Genomic DNA, 1244 nt, shown 5'->3' with positions numbered 1-1244 from the left:
AAAAAAAACCAACACAGAAAACACCATGAATGCACGCTCTATATTGAACAATCTTGTCTCTTTTGTCAGCCATAAAATGCATAAAACCCGCAAACAGGCCGTTGTCGCCTGTGTGCGAAGCTTGATTGAGAGCGGTTCGGCCACTGTGACCAGTATGGGGCGCGGTATCCGTTCCAATGCCTATGAGAAACACCGTATTAAGCGGGCTGACCGGCTGTTATCTAATGGTCACCTCCAGCGTGAAGTACCGTTTATCTATGCAATGATTTGCCGGTTATTTTGTACCTGTAAACATCCTGTCATTGCCGTTGACTGGTCAGATTTGGATAAGTGCAAAAAGCACTTTTTACTTCGCGCCGCAATTGTCGTTAAAGGGCGGCCTATTACCCTTTATCAGGAAGTGCATGATAGAAAAGCCAGTGCAAAAGCGACTACACATAGAGACTTTTTAGAGATATTGCACACGCTCTTACCGGATACCTGCCAGCCCATTATTGTCACTGATGCGGGCTACAAATCGCCGTGGTTTCGTGAAGTGCAGGCATTGAGATGGCATATTGTCGGACGTGTGCGAAAGCCACATTTATATTCGCTGGATGGCGGTAATGAATGGCAATCTATCGCTGAGCTTTATCTAAAGGCTACAACACGGCCCAAGCGATTTGATAACGCGCTTATCGTCAAGTCACGACCTTTTGCCTGTACCTTGGTGTTGGTTAAAGAGAAAGCGAAAGGTCGACGAGCGTTTAATGCCAATGGCTCGCGCCAACGGGATACCAATTCATTGAAATATGCTGATGGCGCAAGAGATCCGTGGCTACTGGCGACGTCATTGCCCTACCATCGTCACTTATCTAAACAAGTCATCGATATTTATCGCCAGCGCATGCAAATAGAAGAAGGCTTTCGGGATATGAAAAGCACGCGCTTTGGTCTGGGGTATGAAAATAATCGCAGCACAACCAAGACACGCATTACTGTTCTGGTCTTGCTTACCACACTGGCTTCGTTAGTGGCTGTACTGTTGGGCATGCTATTAGTTGTCAGTAACAAGCATCGACGCTTTCAGGCAAATACCGAAACAAAATCCGTACTATCCTTTCACTTTCTTGGCTTGAGAGCTTTTAACACCTCAATGCGATTTACCCTGCATCAGTGGAAAAAGACGATCCGCTGGCTTGATGAACTCACCGCTGAAGCTTGCATGAGCAAGATTACATGCTAAATTCGTGGGGATCCCTCAG

General features: G+C 46.5%; 1 protein-coding gene. It reads left to right on the top strand.

Annotated features, from left to right (window positions below):
• Nucleotides 1-1225 (top strand): IS4 family transposase (locus MHN09_RS21260; protein ID WP_239220463.1); only part of this gene is annotated, 1225 nt, incomplete at its 5' end.
• Nucleotides 1226-1244 lie beyond the last annotated feature (19 nt).

It is taken from the genome of Alteromonas sp. MmMcT2-5 (assembly GCF_022348315.1).
Lineage (GTDB): Bacteria > Pseudomonadota > Gammaproteobacteria > Enterobacterales > Alteromonadaceae > Alteromonas > Alteromonas macleodii.
The sequence above is the reverse complement of the archived record's forward strand: the minus strand, read 5'-3'. Positions and strand labels throughout refer to the sequence as shown.